General features: G+C 46.1%; 6 protein-coding genes. All 6 read right to left on the reverse strand.

The window, feature by feature from the left end:
- Positions 1-208: 208 nt before the first annotated feature.
- The 6 genes from MOST_RS18635 to cas1b all read right to left on the reverse strand — a co-directional run bounded on the left by MOST_RS18635 (position 209) and on the right by cas1b (position 3,077).
- Positions 209-622, reverse strand: coding sequence for a hypothetical protein (locus MOST_RS18635; protein WP_083476490.1), 414 nt, complete (start codon positions 620-622; stop codon positions 209-211).
- Complete coding sequence (locus tag MOST_RS18300; RefSeq protein WP_277997062.1) at positions 567-836, reverse strand: hypothetical protein; 270 nt, start codon at positions 834-836, stop codon at positions 567-569. Before MOST_RS18300 ends, MOST_RS18635 begins: the two co-directional genes overlap by 56 nt.
- A 52-nt stretch (positions 837-888) precedes the next feature.
- Positions 889-1,272 carry a hypothetical protein gene (locus MOST_RS15510; RefSeq protein WP_083476489.1) on the reverse strand — a complete coding sequence of 128 codons (384 nt, stop codon included), beginning with the start codon at positions 1,270-1,272 and terminating at the stop codon, positions 889-891.
- A gap of 318 nt (positions 1,273-1,590) precedes the next feature.
- Entirely contained in the window at positions 1,591-1,728 is a 138-nt protein-coding gene (locus MOST_RS17410; RefSeq protein WP_157049461.1) for a hypothetical protein, read from the reverse strand.
- Between the two features lie 72 nt (positions 1,729-1,800).
- Entirely contained in the window at positions 1,801-2,064 is a 264-nt protein-coding gene (gene cas2 / locus MOST_RS15515; RefSeq protein WP_054935896.1) for a CRISPR-associated endonuclease Cas2, read from the reverse strand.
- 20 nt (positions 2,065-2,084) lie between these two features.
- The gene (gene cas1b / locus MOST_RS15520) at positions 2,085-3,077 is read right to left on the reverse strand and encodes a type I-B CRISPR-associated endonuclease Cas1b (RefSeq protein WP_054935895.1); all 993 of its coding nucleotides are present in this window, start codon (positions 3,075-3,077) and stop codon (positions 2,085-2,087) included.
- Between the last annotated feature and the right edge of the window lie 220 nt (positions 3,078-3,297).

Consider the following 3,297-nt stretch of genomic DNA (forward strand, 5'->3'; position numbering starts at 1 on the left):
CAGACTTTTCTTCTTTAAGGATTTCCAGCACAACTTTGGCTTTAAAATCTGTTGGATATTTCTTTCGTACACTCATTTGACGCTTAGGACCCCCTGTTTTTGTGTCTAGTTTTCTGGGTCCATTATATCCCCTCCGGGTGATTCAACGTGCCCCCTAACTTGCGCTCACCCGAAGTAGATAGCATAAAGGCGAGGATATTCTACAGACTTATTGGAAAAATGAGGGTGTGACCGCACCCCAAGCGCAGCCACACCCGAAACACCCTATCTTCACAAACTCATACTTTGCTGCTTCATCCGCAAAATTCCGGCCGTTTATCTCAAAGAACTTTACCAACAAGTTTTCTACCAACTCGCGGAAACGCTGGTAAGTATTCTCGCTTATAAAAATAAAGCCGTGGGAAAATATAGTACTGTTCCTGATATTGCTCTGCTCGCTGACACGCTTTAAATTCACTCTCTCCATGAGCGGGTCGCCAAGGATTGAAAGAATAAGGTACCCAACGACCAAAGGGAACTTGCGCGGAAGCGATAGCGACTCGTGAGCCCGTAGCGCTTGCAGCCTTCTAGGTATTTGGCATAAGCTCCCCTTGATCAATAGGAAGTCCTTCATAGTTAGCATCGGCGGTATCTATACCGTAGGAGGCCAGCCGCGCCTGAGAGATCATCTCCAGAAGCCGATACATCATGAGAGCCGCAGTATCGTATTTGCCCTGACTTTCCCGGCGCCGCGCATTGGCGTATATCGTAAGCATGAGGGGCATCACAAACTCGAAGTCGGCAAATACCCCGAGGGTTCCTCTGCTAGATTCCTTAGATGCCATCTTGTCTGCCATCTTTTTCAAAATCTAGTCCTGGACTTTAAGGAGCTCCCGATAGGCCAACAACTCAAACCTGTCGTCTTCCCCGAGAATACTGATCGATCCGCTCCACAGTCTCCCTCATAAAAGCGAAAGCATTCTTAATATCGAGGTTATCCCAAGCGTGATAAGCCTGGCAGAGGAGCTTTAAAACCTCAAACTTCCTTGGCTCAGGCACGCTTCGGCACAGCTTTTCAAATACCCATCCTGCTCCCCGATAATCGTATTCCTGCATTAGATCAAACCCGAGCTGGGCTTCTATATCGCCGAAGACCTGTAATGGATTGCTGATTTTTACTATCCGCTCGCTACCTGGCCGGGGACGTCGCAAATCCTTCAGGTAATCATCGTTGGCCACGTAGAGCAAATCAACCTCCAAAAGGGATCCCACAAGGGCACACCCGACTGACATCGCTTTGGTTCCTCCGGTAAAATCGATGGCCAGACGGCGCGCCCGCCCCCCATCTTTCCCAGACCTCTTTGACTTCGCGATATATATCCAGCGGCTCCGTTTCTTCGATGATCGCCATCATAACCTGAGAAGGCCTTAAGTTTCCCCATTCGATAACCTTGTCTATATCCTTGCGCGTCATCTCACTACATAGGACGAGGACATCTTTCGGCCGTATAGCCCTAATGCAGTGGGCGAGCGAAGCCCAAGAGGTACCCAGGGAAATGATAAGGTAGTCATAGAATCCGGTCAGATGAGCATGGCGCTCCGCAAACAATTCTAAAGAGAGATTATCTTTTCTTCGTAAAATCTCTCCCCCTCCTCCCGCTTCTTGTCATTCGAGCGCGGCAGGTTGCGCCACACCTCACCCAGGCTCTCCATTTTTTTGACAATCGCTGCTTTACCATTCATAAGCATTTATTATCTCCTCCTTTTCAGCTTTCCCCCTTAGTCATCCTTAAGTAGAAGTAGCTCTTCAAGCTGCTTTACCTATAATATCCACTCTTCGCCGCCCTTTTTCACTCCAATGGCTTCCCTGCTGGTGTATTTACGGGTGTTAAAGGTATAAAAAAGCAGAGAGTCCTCTTTTTCGTTTATGATTGCTAATAGCTCTGCCTTAAGTTTTCGATACCTCGCTTCAGTCAATTCTCCTTCTAATACTGAATTTTGCACCCAGTGCAGGTATTTGCGGGCTACTTTGAGTACTTTATTTACCCGGTTAACGTTAACATCATAAACAAGGATAACGTACAAGTCTGCTCACCATGTATATTTTACCATAGACTTACAAACGGCTGGTAAAGTTTTTCTCCCATAAGATGCTTTTCCAGTTTGTATAGTTCCATGCGCATAATAGTCTGGTAGCTGACTTTGCGCTTTAATGCGCGGTGCATAATAGTAGTCTGCAATTTTTCTTCAAATTCCTGGACGAAGGTCTTCCGCCCACTTTCTTTTAGTAGGACCGCACCACCCCGGTATTCAAAGTCCTTGGCAGTAATCATCTTCTTTCCTACCAAGGAGAAAATAACCCGGTCGGCCAGTATAGGTTTAAAGATCTCGGCTATGTCTAAATTGAGGGTAAATCGCCGGAAGTTTGTGGAATGTAAGTACCCAATCCGGGGATCTAAGTGAGTCTTATAAATCTCTCCCAGGATTTTGGTATAAGTGAGGGAGTTTCCAAAGCTAATAAGAGCATTAAGAGGGCTCTGGGGAGGTTGTTTGGTCCGGCCTTCGAAATGAAAGCTGGTATCGTTCAATATGTAGTTGAAGGCTTTATAATAATACTCGCGAATATTGCCCTCTATAGCCATAAGCTCCTCGATAGAACCGCAACTTGGTACCTTGGCTTCCAGAGGTTCTATAGCATCTATTATTTCCTGGAGATTCTTTCCTCTTTTGTGATAGTAACGTAAAACTTGTCTTATATTGCTAACTGCCCCCAGGACAAACTGCCGCGCCAGCCACAGGCGTTTTTCCCCATCCAGATAGTGCTCCGCCTGTCGCAAAATCATGTAGCCCGAGTTATAGTGTTCGCGGGGATAAAAACTGCCCACATAATAACCATAGTAATCAAAGAAGTGTAACAGTATTTCTTTTTGTGAGAGAAATTCCAGGCATTTCTTGTTAATATCCACCTCCCCCAAGATATAAATATCGCCCACAGTCTCCACAGGGTAGTATTTGGTGCCCTCTTCAAGTTCAACGCACAGGGTATTATCCTTTCGCCCCAGCCGTCCGCTGGCAAAAAGGTAGAGAGTTTTGGCCATAAACAGCACCCCCTTTTTCAGGCCCAGCACAGCTCAGCATAAGCACAGTGGGCGCAGTAAGGTATTCTTGTAGGAGGTATGGGCCTGGGAGTATAAGGTGGACCCCATTGTCAAGACACGAGATGAGAAATTTTTAAGCGTGGAATATTTAAGTTTGTATGGGGATATAAGGAAATAGCTAAGACTTAACATCTTTTGGCATTACCATATTTGTTATAAT

Source organism: Neomoorella stamsii, assembly GCF_002995805.1.
Lineage (GTDB): Bacteria > Bacillota > DSM-521 > Neomoorellales > Neomoorellaceae > Neomoorella > Neomoorella stamsii.